The organism is Nocardioides sp. WG-D5, from assembly GCF_054031175.1.
Genome location: NZ_CM132928.1, coordinates 1,054,850 through 1,070,766, shown reverse-complemented (window position 1 = coordinate 1,070,766; position 15,917 = coordinate 1,054,850). Strand labels below are relative to the sequence as shown.

Sequence of the window (15,917 nt, the reverse complement as noted above, 5' to 3'; positions counted from 1 at the left end):
CAGGTAGGAGCGAGGCGTCTAGCGCTAGGGCGCTGGAAGTTCCGATAGGCAGTAACAGCGGCCGTGGCGTGCCCCAGCTACTCCCCGATTTCAACGAAGTCGCCTGGCCGTCGGCGGTTGCTCTCGGGTATCGGTGTTTGGCTGACTCACGTGGCCACTGCGATGGGCACGTCACGGTCGGGCTGCCAGTAGCGATGGGCACAATCGGAGAGCAGGCGCATGTGAAGACGACGGCATCTCGGTTGGTTCTTCTGGTGGCAATGACGTTGGCCATCACCATGATGCAGCCAACACTGCCAGGGCACGCTGCGAGTGCGCTGTCGGTTTCACCGACATCGGGCATCGCGGGAGAGAGGGTGACATTCTCCGGGAGATTCCCTGGCCCGAAGAGGCCTGTCGTCTTGCAGCGGAAGGTCGGGCGGACCTGGACAAAGGTCGTCTCGGCCAAGTCGACGGCGACCGGTCGATATGTGATCAGGTGGAAGATTCCGACCAGCACGACGACATACCGGGTTTACGCCAGGCGGGTGCGAATCAACGGCCGCGTCTACAGCGCAGCTGTGTCAGCCTCGCGGACCGTCAAGACGCAGCGCCAGACAGCGGTGCTCCTCGCACCCGCCACCGGGACGGTCGGTCAGAAACTCACCGCCACGGCCCAGTTCACTCCGGTCAGGGTGGGCAGGCCGGCGAGACTCGAGATGCGTAGCGGTGACCAATGGGTCACGATCGCCACGAAGATGCAGACCTCGACGGGGAAGGCCACCTTCACGATCACTGCGAACACACCCGGCTCCAAGGTTTACCGCGTCACGGCGATGCAGTTCAACGGCGCGGCAGCGATCACGTCGGCAACGCGCACCATCAAGGTTTCCCCACCACCGGACACCACGGCGCCGCCGGTTCCCTCCGGCGTGGCAGCTGATCCTTCCGACCAGCGCGTCACGTTGTCATGGAATGAAGTGCTGGCCAGCGATCTGGCCGGGTACGTGGTCTACCAGGCCGCGCTATCAGGAGACTGGACTCGGCTCAACTCAGCTCCCTTGACGCGCACGAACCAGACCGTAACTGGCCTGGCTAACGGCACTACCTACAGGTTTGCTGTGGCCAGCGCCGACACGTCTGGGAACGTCTCGGCACGGTCCTCCGCCGTGACCGTCACGCCTGCTGCGCCCCCAGATACGACTTCGCCGTCTGTGCCCGGAGGTCTGCAGGTCGCGGCCGGTGACCAGGCAGCGGAGGTCGCCTGGCTGCCAGTCCTCGACGATGACCTTGCCGGGTACCGGGTCTATCGCGCGATGCTCCCCTCCGGTGGCTGGGAGCAGGTTGGGGAGACCAACTCAGAGACCACGACGCTTCGCGTCACGGAGCTCATCAACGGCACGACCTATCAGATCGCCGTGGCAGCGTTTGATGCAACCGGGAATGAGTCTGGTCGCTCAGAGCCGGCGACCGTCACACCCCAGTCAGCGAGCCCGCCACCGGGACCGGTTGTACAAGAACACTGCGGAGACGTCACCAACTCTGAGCGCTGGACGACTGCTGAGGTACACGTCCTTACCTGTGATCTTCGTATCCAGTTCGCCGCCATCGTCACGGTTGAGCCGGGCACGATCATCAAGGTCGCCGAGGGGGTCCGGATCCATCTCGACGGTGGCCAGTTCCGCGCCGTTGGAACGAGTGCCGCACCAATTCTGATCGCGTCGGCTCACGACGACACTGCCGGAGGTGACACCGATCGCGACGAGGACCCGACCGTCCCACCGACAGCCTGGCGCGGCCCGTACCTCTACGGGACAGGTGGCGCAGATCTTGAGTGGGTAACGGTGCGCAACGGGGCGCTGACCCGCGAAGCAGCCTCTGAACCAGCGACCACCACGCTGAACCGTGTCTCCGCCACCGAGATCGTAGTGATGACTCCAACATCCACAGTCACGAACTCACATACGGCCGGCTCACTCGTCGTTGACAACATGCACCATGTGGGCGCGAACTCGTCTGTTTCTGTCACCGGGAACGAAGTGGGAACGAATCTCAGGGTCGAGACCCGCGGCGGTCCTACCCGCGTCGGCGGCAATACAGTTCAAGGAACACTGAGAGCGACAACCGGACGGCAGAGCGACGTGCCAGGTGGGCAACTCGTGGTCGAGGACAATCAGATCACGGGCAGCAGGCCACCCCTTAACCAGTTTGCGCTAACCATCGACACTGGCGCAGTTCACGGCACGCCGTCTCCAGTGGTGACTGGAAATGTCATCGGGATGAGCGGACAGACGGTCTACGTGCGCGGGGCGAACCTGAACCCAGCACGAATCGACAACGTGGTCGCCGACGGGCAACCAGGCACTCTGGAACTCGTCGGACGAGTGACCGGAGACCTCATGGTCTCTGCCGAGGACGACTTCGCACTCGTGGTCGGAACGACGATCTGTGGAGAGGCTGCATCTTGGCTTTGGTTGTCTGGGCTCACTATCGCTCCCGGTGCGACCTTGTCTCTCGCGGCCGGGGCGACTGTGAAGTTCCGGCACCACTCGCCGGGCTGCTGGGGCGGAAGCGCGCCCAGCTTGGCCGTCCAGGGCACCTTGACCGCGATGGGCACTGACCAGGCACCGGTCATCCTCACCTCGGACGGCGATGACTCCGCAGGCGGCGATCTAGACGGCGATGGCCCACCGGACGGACCCATTGCAGTGAACTGGGACGGCGTCGTCGCGGACGCCGGCAGCACCGTCACTCTCAACGGCGTCGATGTCCGATACGCATCCACCGCACTCTTCAGCTATGCAGATGCACATGCTGAGATCCACGGTCGGGTCGCCGACTCTGACGTCGGAGTCCATGGTTACGGGGGCGCTTTTGTCGATGCGCGCAACGTTGACTGGGGCGACCCGAACGGTCCCGCGCCGATCGGAACAGGTGCCGCAGCCGCGGGAAGCGGCGTGGTGGCGGTCCCCTGGAGAGGCTGGGTCGAGCCGGAGGTACCGACGAGGTCAGACCCCGGAACACCTCCGACTACATCAGGCCCCGGATGCAAACAGTTGATGTTCCTCGGTGTTCGCGGATCTGGCGAATTGCCGTACGAACAGAACGGGGACCTGTGGTACTCAGGATGGGAAGACGGCCTCGGCGAACCAGTCCAAGGCGTCTACAACGGGTTCGCACAAGCACTGTCCGATGCCGGGCGCACTGGGCCGGAAGTACATAAGGTCATCGGCCTTCGATACACCGCGATGCATGTGCCTCTTGTGGAGGGCGTGGTCGGTGGCATGGTTTCGGTTGGCATCGCGACCGGCTATAGCTGGGCCGCCTATCGAGCAAGCATCTGGGAAGGGGTTGACCGGCTCGAGCAGTACATCGAAGACGAGATCCATCGCTGCGAGGATGCTCAACGGTATGTACTTGTCGGCTACTCCCAGGGTGCTCTGGCCATCCACCTCTATTTGACGGAACGCGCCAGCTCCAAGGCGCTGGCGAAGATCTCAGCGGTCGGGCTCGTCGCCGATCCTGCGAAGAACTCCTATCCGGAGGAGGATGTATACAGCAACGACTTTGTTCAGGCCGGAGACACCGCGGTTGCGAGGTCGCGAGAGGGAGCGTATGCATACGCCGGTCTTCGCGGTTCGGGTCCATTGCCTAGCGATGTCGCCGCGCGCACAGTGTCGATGTGCCACGAACTAGACATCGTTTGCGCGCCTGGGTGGCCGGCATCGGAAGCAGCGCACACCAACTACGCCGGTAGTGGCAACGAGATGATCGACATGGGGGCGGAGCTTGCAGCCCGAGCAACAGGGTCGGGGCCCTGACCTGCCTGAGCGAGTCGATGAGTGACGCCCACCTGAGTGGCATACGGATCCCCGGTGCTGATGGCGAGCCGAGGGCCACCGGGCGATCCTTCGAGTGATCTCTCATGATCAATTCGACGCCCAGGCGTTGCCTCAGACGAGGTAGCGCAGCCGGAACGCGCCCGACCATGCCGCCAGGCCAGGTAGCTGGTCGGCCGCGTCGAGGATCGTCTCAAGCGGGGTCCAGATCAGGTGGTTCTGGTCGACGAGGTGCTCGCGCACGACCCTGATGGCGCTGGCCGCGCCGGGATCGTCGGCAAGCGCGACCACAGCGACCGCTCCTCGAGGGTAGGCCGAGTCTCGGTCCGTGCGTTGTTCCAGGGCTGCGGCGAGGATCAGGTTGCGCCACAGCTGGTTGGACTTACTCCCGCGCAGCACCTCATGGGCCATGTCTGGATCGGCAAACCAACCAGATGTCGCGGTCACCTCCCGGTACCGAGCGGTGGAGTACGCCGTGGCGCTGAAGGGCTCGGTGTACTTCGTCTCGATCCCAAGGAACCGGGACTCACTGTTGGTCTCGTAGAACACGATCGCGTCGAACGCGGTGCGGTCACCCAGGTATGCGGCAGGTGGCTGTGGCGCGTACTCGCATACGACGTCGGCGATCCGAGTCGCGGCAGGGTCGAAGACCTGTTGGAACAGCGTCAGGAACGCGGGTTCACTGCGCAGGGAGCCGAACAGGTTAAAGCACATCGGCATGCTGGAGAGGAGGTTGCGTGACAACCGCACGGGGTCCAGACTTCCGCCCTCAGCCTTGACCTGCTTGATGCGGTCCAGGGCATGGGCATGGGCCTCAGCGGTCAGGAAGTTCGCTGCCGGGTCGTGCATTTGGGCGGGAAGGTAGCTCCCCAGGGCCGGATACTGGCCGTATCTGCCTGGCGGTATGCCCAGGACGTTTTCCCGGTACCAGGACTGATGCCGGCGGTACGTCGCCAGCCTTGGTGACTCCTTGGCAGGGAAGATCTCCGCATCGTCCCAGCGGGGTCGCATGGCGAGGTCCTCACGGCTGTCCATCTCGAGTGCCGGGCTGGACAATATGGTTTGTGTCTCCCCGCTCGGGTAGACGTAGACCGTCAGCGGTCGCGGCTGTGTGAGGCCGGCGGCGATCAGCCCGCCGAGGTAGTGCAGCGTTCCGCCGGCGCTGAAGTCGCCCTTCTCTAAGTCGAAGATCCCGCGGTACTGCTCGCGACCCGGCCGGGCCGCGAGCTCCTCGACGCTTCGCGGGGGCGGGTGCTCGGCCAGACCACACCATACAAACCTGTCCCGGTCGACCCATGCAGTTTCGGTGATAGGTCCGCCTGGTGCTTGGCGCCACACGCTGATCCCGGGAGGAACGTTTGGTCTCAACAACCTCATCCGAGCACTGTAGGCACAGCCAGCGCCGGCACGGTTCGGGAATGCAGGTTGTCCCGAGGACAGGGCAATCGGCGTTGTTGAGCAGATCTACGACGAGCCGATTTGCTCAGGTCGACCTCGGCACTAGCGAACGACGCACGCCCGTCGGCCCATGCCGAGAGAACTCGAGGATTCCGCCAACGGGCCTAGTGGTGGTGTGCGAATGCGAGCGCATGCGGTTGCAGCGCGGTGTCGAGGTCGCCGGGATCGAGCCAGGGATCGCTCGTGATGTCGCACGAGCATGTCATGGCGACTGGACGTTAGCGGAGTACGTCGCCGAGCGGCCTCACCTTTGGCCGGGGGAGACTGTCGCCATGCTGGGAAGCCAGCAACAGGAACGTTTCCTCAAGTGCAGTGAGCAGAAGCGGGGCGATTCGCCGAAGCCGGTGTGGACCACGACCCTGAGTGGCGGCGCACTGGCACAGGCATCCTTCCTGAAGCCGATCACCAGGGAGAAGGCCGAGAGACTGCTCGCGGGGGTCGTCGAACGCGCTGTCTCCTACAACGACGACCCCGGCAAGCCGATATGGGTCAATCGACTCACATTGTTCGGATCGCTGCTCGACGATGAGGCCAACGAGTCGTGACAGGTGTCCCCCGGTCTCGAAGACACCGCTCAGGCATCGGCTCTCCCACGCTGCGGAAGCAGTTCGGAACCGGAGAACCGAATGAGTGAAGTCGATACGATTGTTGTGGCCGTACGTGAGGGAGTTGAAGATGCCTAGCGAGATCGAGCTACTGAGTGACGGCTCCGGGCTCGCGGTGATCGGCGATCCGGCGGCAGTTGAACTGTTCCTCGCATCGGAAGGGTTGCCGTCCCGCGAGCTCGATCTGCCGCGGCTCGGCAAGGTACTGAGTACCGGCGGCGCGGCCACCCAGGCGGGCGCCGAGGTCGCGGCGAACTCGGGCCGCTGGGTGAAGCTCACCGAGGAATCAGCTCAGGCGATGAAGAAGTACAAGCTGATGAAGGGATCCAGCCCCGGCGTCAGTAGGGCCGTCCTCACCGAGGGCGGCAAGAGCAAGGGCTTCCTGCAGCTTGTGCGCACACCTGGATCGGCGCTAACCAACCCGGCACTCCTATCCGGCGTAGGCGGCATGATGGCGCAGCTCGCGATGCAGCAAGCCATGGAGGAGATCACCGACTACCTGGCCAAGATCGACGAGAAGCTCGACGACGTACTTCGTGCCCAGACGAACCAGGTGCTCGCGCGCATGGACGGTGTCGACCTGGCGATCAGAGAGGCAATGAAGGTCCGCGAGACCGTCGGCCGGGTTTCCGAGGTCACCTGGTCCAAGGTTCAGGCCACCTCCACCACCATCCTCGACACGCAGGCCTACGCCCTGCGCGAGCTCGGCGACCTGGCCAACAAGTTGGAGCGAAAGAAGAAGGTCGGCGACCTCGCCAAGGCGACCAAGGAAGCTCAGCCCGAAGTCCAGAAGTGGCTCGCCGTCTTGGCACGCTGCTTCCAGCTCCAAGACGCAGTCGCCGTGCTCGAACTTGACCGGGTACTCGATGCCACCCCGGATGAGCTCGACCGGCACCGGCTCGGTCTACAGGCTGCACGACAGGACCGGGTGGCCCTCATCTCTGAATGCACTGAACGCCTGATCTCGCGTATGGACATCGCTGCTGGCACTGCGAACACGAAGGTTCTCCTGCACCCCTCCAAGGCGCCCGCGCTCGTCGAGGCAAGCAACGAAGTCTCGGGATCCATCCTCGAGTTCCACGGTCGAATTGGCATCGAGGGCAACCGTGACCCCCAAGAAGCACGACGCGGGAAGTCGGCTGCAACTGAGGTCAGAGATCGAGCAATCGTCGCTGGGAGCGAGCGTGTAGACGCAGCAAAGCGAGCCGGCAACTTGGCGTTCGATCGAACGCGGTCCACCACAGGAGACCTCTCAAGGCGCGTCGCGGAGCAGGCTCGCAAGATCCGGTCGAATGACGGCGACGAGTGAGCGGCACGTGAGCGCACCCTCTCCCACGGGCGACCTGACCCTCGGCCACCTCCTCGACGCCGCCGGGCTCGCCCCGTCCGACGTCGTCGTCGTGCGCCATACCTACAAAGCGGGCCATGAAGACGAGCTCCGGGGACCCGAGGACCTCGCGCCCGACCGCTTGCGCGACTACACCCACCGTCAGGGCGTTCGAAACAAGCTCGGCAAGATCCCACCACCAATCTGGCTCGTCTTCATCGCGACCGGAGGCCTTCGCTGTCGCCTCGTCACCGTGTACGACAATCACGGCGAGTTCACCGATCGACGCACTGACATGCTCCGGTACTTCGATCTCCAAGAGTCGACTCTTCTCTCCTCGCTGAAGAACAGGCTGGTGGTGGAGTGGTCGAAGGACACCATCAACTGGGCCAAGCCCGGTGCCTCGGCAACGGCGTTTCCGGTCGTGGAGATCGCCGATCCAGAAGCGGTTCCCTTCCCTGGCTTCGACGGAGTGCGGATCGGGTACGCCGAACTGCAGACGATGGTCAAGGACTCCCGCTACGCCGCCTGGCAGACCGCGCTTGGGTCCGTACAGGGGATCTACTTGATCGCCGACACAAGCACCGGACACCTCTACGTAGGCAAGGCCGACGGCGGCGAGCGGATCCTCGGGCGCTGGAGCCAGTACGCCCAAGACGGTCACGGCGGCAACAAAGCACTGCGCGAACTCGCAGGAAGCGACGCCGAACACCGACGCCATTTCCAGTTCAGCCTGCTTCGAGTCTTTGGCCCATCCACCCCGACCGCTGAGATCGACGCAGCAGAAGCGCACTGGAAGCGCGCCCTACTGAGCCGGGGCTTCGGTCTGAACCGCAACTGACCGCCAGCCGGACGATGACGACAACTGGGCAAGCAAACCGCTCCAGATCTTCGTCAAAGGATTCGATCACAACGCCGACCTACGCCGTCGGATTATTGACTGCTCAAATAGTCACGGTGTCGATCAGCCGCGCGGCTAGTTCTTAGGCGGCCAAAGTTCCCAACGGTTTCCACGTCCTCGGCGAACTTCAGCGTCGGGGTGCTGCTCTTGCAGTTCCTGAAGACGCTGCACTACTTCAGCGATCGGCAGGCCAGACGGAACGATGGCGAGCGGTTTGAGCTTCGGCGTAGGGGGAGTGGTGGCTTTGGCCTCCTGGTTCCGTCGAACCATGTCCTCGAGCATCTTGCGGGTCTCGCGGAGCCGAGTTCCCCATCCCGGCCATGCAGGACACGGGCTGTCCGCAGGGGGAGAGACCCAGCCGTGCTTGTCCCAGGGCGTTGGACAGTCGGCGCACATGTCTTCGGCCTCAAGGCGAGGAACGGCGAGGAGCTTGTCGAGCCTCCATTTGTCGATGTCTCGTTTGGAACGGATCTTTGAGCGTTCTGCCTTGTCGTCGGTGGCCTTCATGGCTGCTTCCAGCTGGGGCACCTTGTCGCGCAGCTCAGTGATCTCACGGATCCGGCTTTCGCGGTAGTAGTGGAGCATCGTGAGTCGACGATCGGCCGGGAGGTAGCCGTGGGCGTCCGGGACGTCTTCGGGGCCGCCGACGACAGGCTCCAACTCCTCGACCTTCGCCCGGTAGTGCCCGATCGCCTCGTCGAGGTTCCTGATCTCGTCAGCTCGGCGGCTCGGGTCCATCGCCGGGAAGGCTTCTCCGGAGCGGTACCGAGCGACCTCCTGCGCCTTGTGTTCGAGGATGGAGCGGCACTCCAGCAGTGCCAAGCGGGCCTTCTCGCGCTCGGGGTCGTACCGATCCTGATTCTCTTGACGCTTGACGGCGCGCTCTGCTTGCTTGCGTTCGAAGTCGCGGTCCCACCGCTTCATCTCGGCATCGAGCTGGCGCTTGGTCTTGGGCTTGTGGTCGGGCTCGGCGCGCTCCCACTCCTCCATGATCTGCTGGGCGCGCTCAAGGTCCGCCGCTTGCTCCTCCATCCGCCACGGGTTCCAGAACTGGTCCTGGTGCAGGTCGATGAAGAGAGCCCGGGCCTTGATGTTCTCCTTGAAGGTCGATGTGGCGCCGGGCTTGGGGCGCCAGAGGCGTCCGTCGTGTTCGTAGATCTCGTTTTTCGGCGTCGCGACGTTCGACTTGGCCATGGCGCCTATATTGCCTATGTGGCTGGACGACACGCCAGTGGACGGCTCGCCCCGGCGCTCGTCAGCCTACGGGTCGAGGACCTCGTCGTCACGAACGCTTAACGCGATGCCAGATGCGCATCCACCAGCTCGGCTTCGACGCAGGCGCATGCTGCGACTCGACCGCGCGTCGGTCGGAGGCCTGCACCCTGGCGGCCTGAGCGGCGTCGAGCTTGCTGTGCCAGTCGACCTCTCCCCGGGTGATGAAGTAGTGGGAGTTGCAGGGCAACCCCGTCGCGGCGACCGACGGTTTTAGAGACACCTCGCCGTCGTAGATGACCCGGTATCGGGCTGGGGATAGCTTTGTGACGACCTCCCGGCCGCAGCCGCAGGGACAGAGGTGCCCAGCGGCGTCGAATCGCGTGGAGACGTAGAGGACCCCGGGCTCCATGGGAGTAGGGAACGACTCGACGAACTCCGCGATGTAGTGCTGGCTCGGCATCACGAGGCGTTCCCGTTCCGAAGTTCGTTGAGAAACAGCTTGTAGACGGTCTGGTTCGTCGACGTGTGGGTTGCGTAGAACCCGAGGAAGCGCTTCCAGCGGATGACGGCGAGGTTCGCGTTCAGCGCGTTGAGGTCAGCGATCTGGATGTTGGTGCTGTAGTCGTCTTGTCCTGGCGGGACAGCGGGCGCGGTCGGCAACTGGATCTCGTCGCCGGGCAGGTGGGCCGTTACCTTTGCTAGCCCGCTGAGTCCACCTTCGCCCTCGCGGAAGCTCATGCCGACGTCGATGAACGGCACATCGCGGTCGCGGAGCGACTGCATGATCTCCGGCCTTGCCTCGCCGTCCGCGGCGGCGAGGAATACGAATGTCGCGCCGTCGAGCAGGTTCAGGTTCTCGGCTGTCAGCGCGACTGGGTGGGCGGTGATGCCGGTGTGCATGCGCGAGTACTCGGCCGCGAAGTATTCGGCCTTGTTGGGCTTGGAGTCGACAACTGCCTTCGCCGCAGCGCCGGGCGCACGGAACGCGTTGTGGTGCTCGAAGTGGTCGCCGTCGATGAGGATGATGCGATCGACCCAGGTCTTGGCGACCTGGTCGAGGATGTAGCTACCGGTGCCGCCGACACCGACGATGGCGATCGTGTGACCGCGGAAGAGGTTGCTGTAGTTCGCCAGCCCCGCCCGGGTCGTGTTGGTGTCGGAGTAGACGAGCGGAAGGTCGTCGGGAACGATCTGAAACGCGCCGCCGGGAGTATCGGTGGCCGAGGGGTCGAGCTGCTTGGCAGCGGCGAGCAGGATGTGGGCGTACTGCGCGATCTTCGCGTGCAGGTTGGCGTAGGTGCCACTCGGAGGCTTGAACGACAGCATGTAGTCGGCTGTCTCGCCGTTGCCGAAGCCGTGCGCCTGGCCACCGCTTCCGAGGGGCTGGTCTCGATCGTCGCGGGGTTCCTCGCCTGCGAACCAGATCCGGTGATCACCACTCGCATCGGTGATCACACCTCCGGAGTAGGTCACAGGGAGCACCAGGCGCCCGTCCTTGTGGAGCCCGGACGGCGAGAGGTATGGAAGCCGGTGGACGACAAGGTGCCCGGCCTCGAGCACCATGTCGTAGCCGTCGGCCACCAGCTGAGCGATCTGCTCGTCAGGAGCGGTTGGCGGGTTCAACGACAAAGTCCATTCCGTTCTTGACGACGACGTCCTTGCCCGGACGCAGCGCGTGATCGGGCCCGTGACCGCGGCTGACCTCAACCAACGTTCCTGCCGGGTCGTACGGCTGGCCTGGGAAGGCGAGCTCCACCACCTGCTCGAAGCTGATCTTCTTCTCGCCCCACTCAAACGAGCGGGTGTTGATCGTGATCGTCACGACCTTGTTCGCGGCCTTCTCTGCTTCCGATGCAGTCATGCCTGTTTCCTCCGGTCTTCCGGCGCTAGATGTCCGTGTGTCGCATCTGCAACACTGTCTTGAGTATAGAACAGAGCGAGTCGACTTCCAAGCAGTGCGTCGACAGTGCAACACTGACAGGGACCACCGACACTTCGGAGGGTGAGAGGACTGCATGGCGAAGACGAAGATCGACACGGCAGGGCTGTACGCAGCTCTCGATGCTGAGCGCACTGCGCGCGCGTGGTCATGGCGCCAGTTGGCGAAGGAGGTCGGCACCAGCCCGTCGCTGCTGTCGCGCCTCGGTAACGAGCAACGCCCCGATGCTGATGGCTTTGCGACCCTGGTGCGTTGGCTGAACATGCCGGCCGAGACGTTCATGATCGATGCGGACAGTCCATCCGAGAGTCAGCCCGAGCCGGATCTCGTCACCCAGCTCGCGCCGCTGCTCAGGGCGCGCCAAGACCTTGACGACAAGGACGTGGCCTACCTTGAAGAGGTCATTCGAGCGACCGTGAAGCACATGCACGCCACCCGGGGGGAGTCGGAATGAGCACCAAGCGCACCATCAACAAGGCGGCCTGTAAAAGGTTGGCCGGTGAGGTGCGCGCCGAGCTCGGGCTCGATGCCATGCAAGCGCTTGACCCGTGGCAACTGGCTGAGCTCTACGGTGTCCGGGTGCTGGCGCTCGGGGACCTGCCGCTCGATCATGAGGTCCGCGACCACTTCCACAACGTCCGCCGTGACGTCTTTTCCGGCGCGCTGCTGCCGCATCGCAACGGCGCCCTCATCATCGAGAACGACTCGCACCCGCTCGCGCGTCGACGTTCGACTATGGGGCACGAGATGGCGCACGTCATTGGGGAGCACAAGTTCGGCACAAGTCTGGTCAACGAGCGGGGGTGTCGAACGGCTGACAAACTCCAGGAGGACGAGGCGGCCGAGATCTCCGGAGAACTTCTGGTTCCGTCCGACGCCGCCAGGCGACTCGCGCGCCAGAAGGCGACCGACGACGAGGTAGCGTTGCGCTTCGGTGTTTCCGTCGAGCTGGCCCGCTGGCGGATGAACGCCACCGGCGCCCGAATCATCGCGCAGCGCGCTGCGAATTATCGCCGCGCGTCTAACAGCTGAGTGGGAACGGCGGCTCAGTGGCCTGACCTGACCCAGACGTCTGGCTTGTCTACAACCGCCGGCTCCCAACCTGACGGACCCAGACCGGTTCGTCGGGACCGCAGTCCCGCTCCTCGATGTCGATGTGGAGTCGATGAACAGCTCCTCATCGAGGTACGCGAGCCGGGCCGCGACGTGGTCGATCAACAGTCCGTACACCCAGAGCGCGGCCCCGTAGTCGGCGAACCCGCCCGCCACCGGCGCCTCCAGGTAATCAGTCCGGGCGACGACGAAGAAGCGCCCAGGCCCAAGAGTCGTATGCGCTCCGACCTCGAGAGATGACTCGATACTCGATGGCTTTGCGGTAGCGCGGCTCGAGATACTCGCTCAGCATCAGGTCGTAGTACGCCAGGCTCTCGATGGCATCAGCCGGTCGAGTGAACGGGCCAGCCTCGACAACGGGTGTGGTGGCGGTCCCGACCCGGGCGGCATCCGGCCAGCCGATGAGGAAGTGATGAAGCCCGGCCGGAAGTGCGCCACGGTTCAAGGCCGGGAGGTGCGCGTCGGTCATCAGGCGCTTCGCTTCAGGATTGCTCGCACGGTCTCAACGTGGACCCCGTAGGCCGCAGCCAGCTCCCGCTGCAAGGCGCCGGATCGGTAGCGATCCACCAACTCGGCGCGCTGGACGTCCGACAGGCGGACCTGCCTCTGCTTCGCCCTCCGAGCGGAGGTGGCGTCATTTCCGGACCTGACCTGCAGGTTTGTGTTCCTCAGCCATGTCGCGAGCGCGGGACAGGGGTTCGACAGTTGTCCTGTTAGGTCCACCACAAGATCAGTCCTCCACGGCGATGTCGGCGACGGTGAGCCGGAAGACGGGATGGCGGTGTGCGTCGGCTGCGATGTCCTCGTCGGGGGAGTCCGCCGTCACGGCGAAGTAGGGCCGGGTCACCGGTACCTCGCGCAGGTACTGACGCAGCACCGGAACGCTCGCCGATGGGTCCAGCTCGTTCACATACAGCGTTTCAGAGCGGCCGCCCCGGCTGAGCGTGACCCGGCCGGCGGCGCGGGCGTTGCGTACCCAGTTGGTGACGCCGTAGCCGGCGACCAGCCAGCGCTCGCCGTCCCGGGCCATGACGTCGACGGGGGTGGAGTGTGGTGTGCCCGTCCGGCGGCCTGGGACGGTGAGGATGTGCCGGTACGACTTGCCCAGTCCAAGCCGGGTCATTGCCGCGAACGCGCGGTTGACCAGGCGGGTGACGGCGTTGACGCGATAGGTCCTGGCCATCGGCTTCTCCTCGGGTTCGTGGTCCGTCGGTGGTGGCCTCGAGCGAATGACAGGCCGACCGCGCTGGTCCACGATACGGCGACAGGCGTCTCGCTGGTCAGCGCGGAGCCGCGTACGTCTTCGGTGGTGTCTGTGCACTGATCTCGTTTGCGGTGTCGGGCAGGAGGGTGTGGGCGGCGGCGAAGGCGATCAGGACGATCGCGATGACCATGGTCGCGGTGCCGGTCCAGCCGGCGGTGAAGGCGAGGCCGCCGAGCCAGCCGAAGAGGCTGGAGCCGGCGTAGTAGAAGAGCGTGTAGAGCGAGGTGGCCTGGGCGACGCCGCTGGTCGCCATGGGGCCCACCCAGCCTGACGCGATCGAGTGTGCGGCGAAGTAGGCGGTGGCGAACAGCAGCAGCCCGATCAGGACTGAGGTGAGCCGGTCGGGGATCGTCAGCGCGGCGCCGGCGACCATGGTCAAGGATGAGGCCAGGAGTACGCGGCGCCGGCCGAAGCGGCCGGCGAGCGTCGCTGCGAGCCGGGCCGACACCGCCCCGGAGAGCCCGGCGAGGAAGATCACCGCGGTCAGCGACGGAGGCAGGTCGAACGGCTCGAGCTCGAGCCGGTAGCCGAGGTAGTTGAAGACCGCCACCTGGGCGCCCATGAGGAGGAATCCCTGCGCGTAGAGCGCCAGCTGGGTGGGGTTCGTGAGGTTGGCGACCATGCCCGGCCAGACACCGGTGGGGCGTGACCGTGCCGTGGCTGGGCGGGAGCGCTCGCGCGGAAGGGCGGTGACCGCCACGGCGGCGCCGAGAGCGCTGACCACGCCGGCCACCAGGGCGGCCACGCGCCAGTCGCTCACGTCGGCGACCGGCGCCGCGATGAGCCGTCCCACCAGTCCGCCGACGACCGTCCCGGAGATGTACGTCGCGGCCGCGGCCATGGCGACGCGCCGGCTCACTTGCTCGTCGAGGTAGGCCAGGGCGAGGGCCGGGGTGCCGCCCAGGGCGATGCCCTGCCCGACGCGGAGGAGGACGAGCACGGGGAACGAGGTCACGAACGGAAGCACCAGCCCGATGGCAGCCGCGGCGAGGATGGCGATCGTCATCGCCCTGGCCCGGCCGATCCGGTCGGCGATCCACGACCAGCCGAGCGCGGCGACGGCGAGCCCGATCGTGGCCCCGGAGATGGTCAGAGCGGCCTGGGAGGCGTCGACCTCGAAGTCGCGGCTGAGCGCTGGGATCAGCGCCTGCGGGTAGTAGAGCTGCACGAACGTCGTCATCCCGATCGCGACGAGGGCGATCAGCACACGTCGATGTCCGGGTCCGTCCTGTTGGCTCACCTTCGTCACGCTAGGCAGTCCGAAACCATGCGTCCAATGCATGAGTGGTGCCGAAAGAATGCATCAGCGCATACAGTGTCGACTGTGGATGCCGCCGCCCGAAATGTCCTGCCGATGCTCCCCGCCCTCGCCGCGCTCGCTGAGACGGGCCAGACGCTCGCCGCGGCCGACCTGCTGCAGATGCCCCAGCCGACGGTGAGCCGCATGCTCGCCCGGCTCGGCAGAGAGCTGGGCGTGGACGTGGTCGAGCGGCACGGACGAGGTCTGCGGCTGACCCGCGCCGGAGAGGCGCTCGCACCCCATGCCGCGGCCGCGGTCGCGGCAGCCACGGCAGGCATCGAGGCGGTGCAGGCTCAGGAGTCCGGCGCCCGCGGACGGATCGCCCTCGCCTTCCAGAGCACGCTCGGAGAGCGGGTCGTGCCGGCGCTGGTCAAGGCGTTCCTCCAGGAGCATCCGGGCGCGTCCGTCGACCTGATCCAGACCTCACGACCACGGTGCCTGGCGGCCGTCGCCGACGGCACCGCCGAGATCGCCCTGATCTCGCCGCTCGAGGAAGGCGCCGGCCTGCGCCGATGGCGGCTGCACACCGAGCCGCTCGTCCTAGTCGTGCCGCCCGGCCACCGCCTGTCGACACGTGCCCGGGTGAGCTTCGAGGAGGCAGCGGAGGAGACGTTCATCTGCATGAAGCGCGGCTACGGGATGCGTACGCTGCTCGAGGAGCTCGCCCGGGCCAGCGGCGTCACGCCCACGATCGGCTTCGAGGGCGACGATCTCGCCACCCTCCGAGGCCTGGTCTCGGCCGGCCTCGGGGTCAGCCTGGCACCTCGCGACCCCCACGGCGCCACCGGCTGTGTCGAGGTGCCGTTGACCAACCCGGAGGCGGTGCGGCACATCGGCGCCTGCTGGCTCGACCGCAAGCCCTCGACGCTGGCCGCTGCCTTCCAGGACCTGCTGCGCCGGCGCGGTCGACGGCTGACCGAGATCGGCCTGCGCCCGCCGGCCGCCTGATCCGTCCTTCAGAAATCAGTGCGGCACCG

The 15,917-nt window shown here is 65.5% G+C and carries 15 protein-coding genes; 7 read left to right on the top strand and 8 right to left on the bottom strand.

Translation table 11 applies throughout. From position 1 onward, the window contains the following. The first annotated feature begins 221 nt into the window (after positions 1–221). Positions 222–3,800, top strand: a complete 3,579-nt coding sequence (locus ACWZJV_RS05250) for a fibronectin type III domain-containing protein (protein WP_457180474.1) — start codon at positions 222–224, stop codon at positions 3,798–3,800. Positions 3,801–3,932: 132 nt separating this feature from the next. On the opposite strand, the gene ACWZJV_RS05245 is transcribed toward ACWZJV_RS05250, so the two are convergent. Beyond that, a complete protein-coding gene (locus tag ACWZJV_RS05245; RefSeq protein ID WP_457180473.1) occupies positions 3,933–5,195 on the bottom strand; it encodes a PGN_0703 family putative restriction endonuclease in 1,263 nt (420 codons plus the stop codon). A 212-nt stretch (positions 5,196–5,407) separates the two neighbouring features. Between ACWZJV_RS05245 and ACWZJV_RS05240 the strand changes: the two genes are divergently transcribed. The 3 genes from ACWZJV_RS05240 (at position 5,408) to ACWZJV_RS05230 (ending at position 8,049) form a co-directional block, all read left to right on the top strand. Continuing rightward, entirely contained in the window at positions 5,408–5,821 is a 414-nt protein-coding gene (locus ACWZJV_RS05240; RefSeq protein ID WP_457180472.1) for a hypothetical protein, read from the top strand. A 130-nt stretch (positions 5,822–5,951) separates the two neighbouring features. Continuing rightward, entirely contained in the window at positions 5,952–7,190 is a 1,239-nt protein-coding gene (locus ACWZJV_RS05235) for a hypothetical protein (protein WP_457180471.1), read from the top strand. A 7-nt stretch (positions 7,191–7,197) separates the two neighbouring features. Then, entirely contained in the window at positions 7,198–8,049 is an 852-nt protein-coding gene (locus ACWZJV_RS05230; RefSeq protein ID WP_457180470.1) for a GIY-YIG nuclease family protein, read from the top strand. Positions 8,050–8,184: 135 nt separating this feature from the next. Here the strand turns inward: ACWZJV_RS05230 and ACWZJV_RS05225 are convergent, their stop codons facing one another. From ACWZJV_RS05225 to ACWZJV_RS05210, 4 genes are all read right to left on the bottom strand, one after another. After that, on the bottom strand, positions 8,185–9,303 hold the full coding sequence (locus ACWZJV_RS05225; RefSeq protein WP_457180469.1) for a hypothetical protein: 1,119 nt from the start codon (positions 9,301–9,303) through the stop codon (positions 8,185–8,187). Between the two features lie 88 nt (positions 9,304–9,391). Next, positions 9,392–9,784, bottom strand: coding sequence for a DUF6527 family protein (locus tag ACWZJV_RS05220; protein WP_457180468.1), 393 nt, complete (start codon positions 9,782–9,784; stop codon positions 9,392–9,394). Next, positions 9,784–10,947: a ThiF family adenylyltransferase gene (locus ACWZJV_RS05215; protein WP_457180467.1), complete on the bottom strand. Its 1,164-nt coding sequence runs from the start codon at positions 10,945–10,947 to the stop codon at positions 9,784–9,786. Before ACWZJV_RS05215 ends, ACWZJV_RS05220 begins: the two co-directional genes overlap by 1 nt. Beyond that, positions 10,925–11,185: a multiubiquitin domain-containing protein gene (locus ACWZJV_RS05210; RefSeq protein ID WP_457180466.1), complete on the bottom strand. Its 261-nt coding sequence runs from the start codon at positions 11,183–11,185 to the stop codon at positions 10,925–10,927. The genes ACWZJV_RS05215 and ACWZJV_RS05210 overlap by 23 nt, the downstream gene beginning before the upstream one ends. Positions 11,186–11,339: 154 nt before the next feature. On the opposite strand from ACWZJV_RS05210, the gene ACWZJV_RS05205 reads away from it, so the two are divergent. Both ACWZJV_RS05205 and ACWZJV_RS05200 read left to right on the top strand, forming a co-directional pair. Beyond that, positions 11,340–11,717 carry a hypothetical protein gene (locus tag ACWZJV_RS05205; RefSeq protein ID WP_457180464.1) on the top strand — a complete coding sequence of 126 codons (378 nt, stop codon included), beginning with the start codon at positions 11,340–11,342 and terminating at the stop codon, positions 11,715–11,717. After that, positions 11,714–12,295 (top strand): ImmA/IrrE family metallo-endopeptidase, encoded by a 582-nt coding sequence (locus ACWZJV_RS05200; protein WP_457180463.1) that lies wholly within the window; start codon positions 11,714–11,716, stop codon positions 12,293–12,295. Before ACWZJV_RS05205 ends, ACWZJV_RS05200 begins: the two co-directional genes overlap by 4 nt. 253 nt (positions 12,296–12,548) lie before the next feature. Here ACWZJV_RS05200 and ACWZJV_RS05195 read toward each other — a convergent pair whose 3' ends face one another. The 3 genes from ACWZJV_RS05195 to ACWZJV_RS05185 all read right to left on the bottom strand — a co-directional run bounded on the left by ACWZJV_RS05195 (position 12,549) and on the right by ACWZJV_RS05185 (position 14,880). Then, positions 12,549–12,845, bottom strand: coding sequence for a hypothetical protein (locus ACWZJV_RS05195; protein WP_457180462.1), 297 nt, complete (start codon positions 12,843–12,845; stop codon positions 12,549–12,551). A gap of 261 nt (positions 12,846–13,106) precedes the next feature. Next, positions 13,107–13,559, bottom strand: a complete 453-nt coding sequence (locus tag ACWZJV_RS05190; protein ID WP_457180461.1) for a nitroreductase/quinone reductase family protein — start codon at positions 13,557–13,559, stop codon at positions 13,107–13,109. Between the two features lie 97 nt (positions 13,560–13,656). Beyond that, entirely contained in the window at positions 13,657–14,880 is a 1,224-nt protein-coding gene (locus ACWZJV_RS05185; RefSeq protein WP_457180460.1) for an MFS transporter, read from the bottom strand. Positions 14,881–14,964: 84 nt separating this feature from the next. Between ACWZJV_RS05185 and ACWZJV_RS05180 the strand changes: the two genes are divergently transcribed. Further along, positions 14,965–15,888, top strand: coding sequence for a LysR family transcriptional regulator (locus ACWZJV_RS05180; protein ID WP_457180459.1), 924 nt, complete (start codon positions 14,965–14,967; stop codon positions 15,886–15,888). The last annotated feature ends 29 nt before the right edge of the window (positions 15,889–15,917 follow it).

Bases quoted from the DNA above. Each gene is read 5' to 3' on its own strand.
- ACWZJV_RS05210 (WP_457180466.1), bottom strand. From the start codon at position 11,185: ATGACTGCATCGGAAGCAGAGAAGGCCGCGAACAAGGTCGTGACGATC.
- ACWZJV_RS05220 (WP_457180468.1), bottom strand. From the start codon at position 9,784: ATGCCGAGCCAGCACTACATCGCGGAGTTCGTCGAGTCGTTCCCTACT.
- ACWZJV_RS05235 (WP_457180471.1), top strand. From the start codon at position 5,952: ATGCCTAGCGAGATCGAGCTACTGAGTGACGGCTCCGGGCTCGCGGTG.
- ACWZJV_RS05190 (WP_457180461.1), bottom strand. From the start codon at position 13,559: ATGGCCAGGACCTATCGCGTCAACGCCGTCACCCGCCTGGTCAACCGC.
- ACWZJV_RS05205 (WP_457180464.1), top strand. From the start codon at position 11,340: ATGGCGAAGACGAAGATCGACACGGCAGGGCTGTACGCAGCTCTCGAT.
- ACWZJV_RS05225 (WP_457180469.1), bottom strand. From the start codon at position 9,303: ATGGCCAAGTCGAACGTCGCGACGCCGAAAAACGAGATCTACGAACAC.
- ACWZJV_RS05240 (WP_457180472.1), top strand. From the start codon at position 5,408: ATGCGGTTGCAGCGCGGTGTCGAGGTCGCCGGGATCGAGCCAGGGATC.
- ACWZJV_RS05245 (WP_457180473.1), bottom strand. From the start codon at position 5,195: ATGAGGTTGTTGAGACCAAACGTTCCTCCCGGGATCAGCGTGTGGCGC.
- ACWZJV_RS05200 (WP_457180463.1), top strand. From the start codon at position 11,714: ATGAGCACCAAGCGCACCATCAACAAGGCGGCCTGTAAAAGGTTGGCC.
- ACWZJV_RS05195 (WP_457180462.1), bottom strand. From the start codon at position 12,845: ATGACCGACGCGCACCTCCCGGCCTTGAACCGTGGCGCACTTCCGGCC.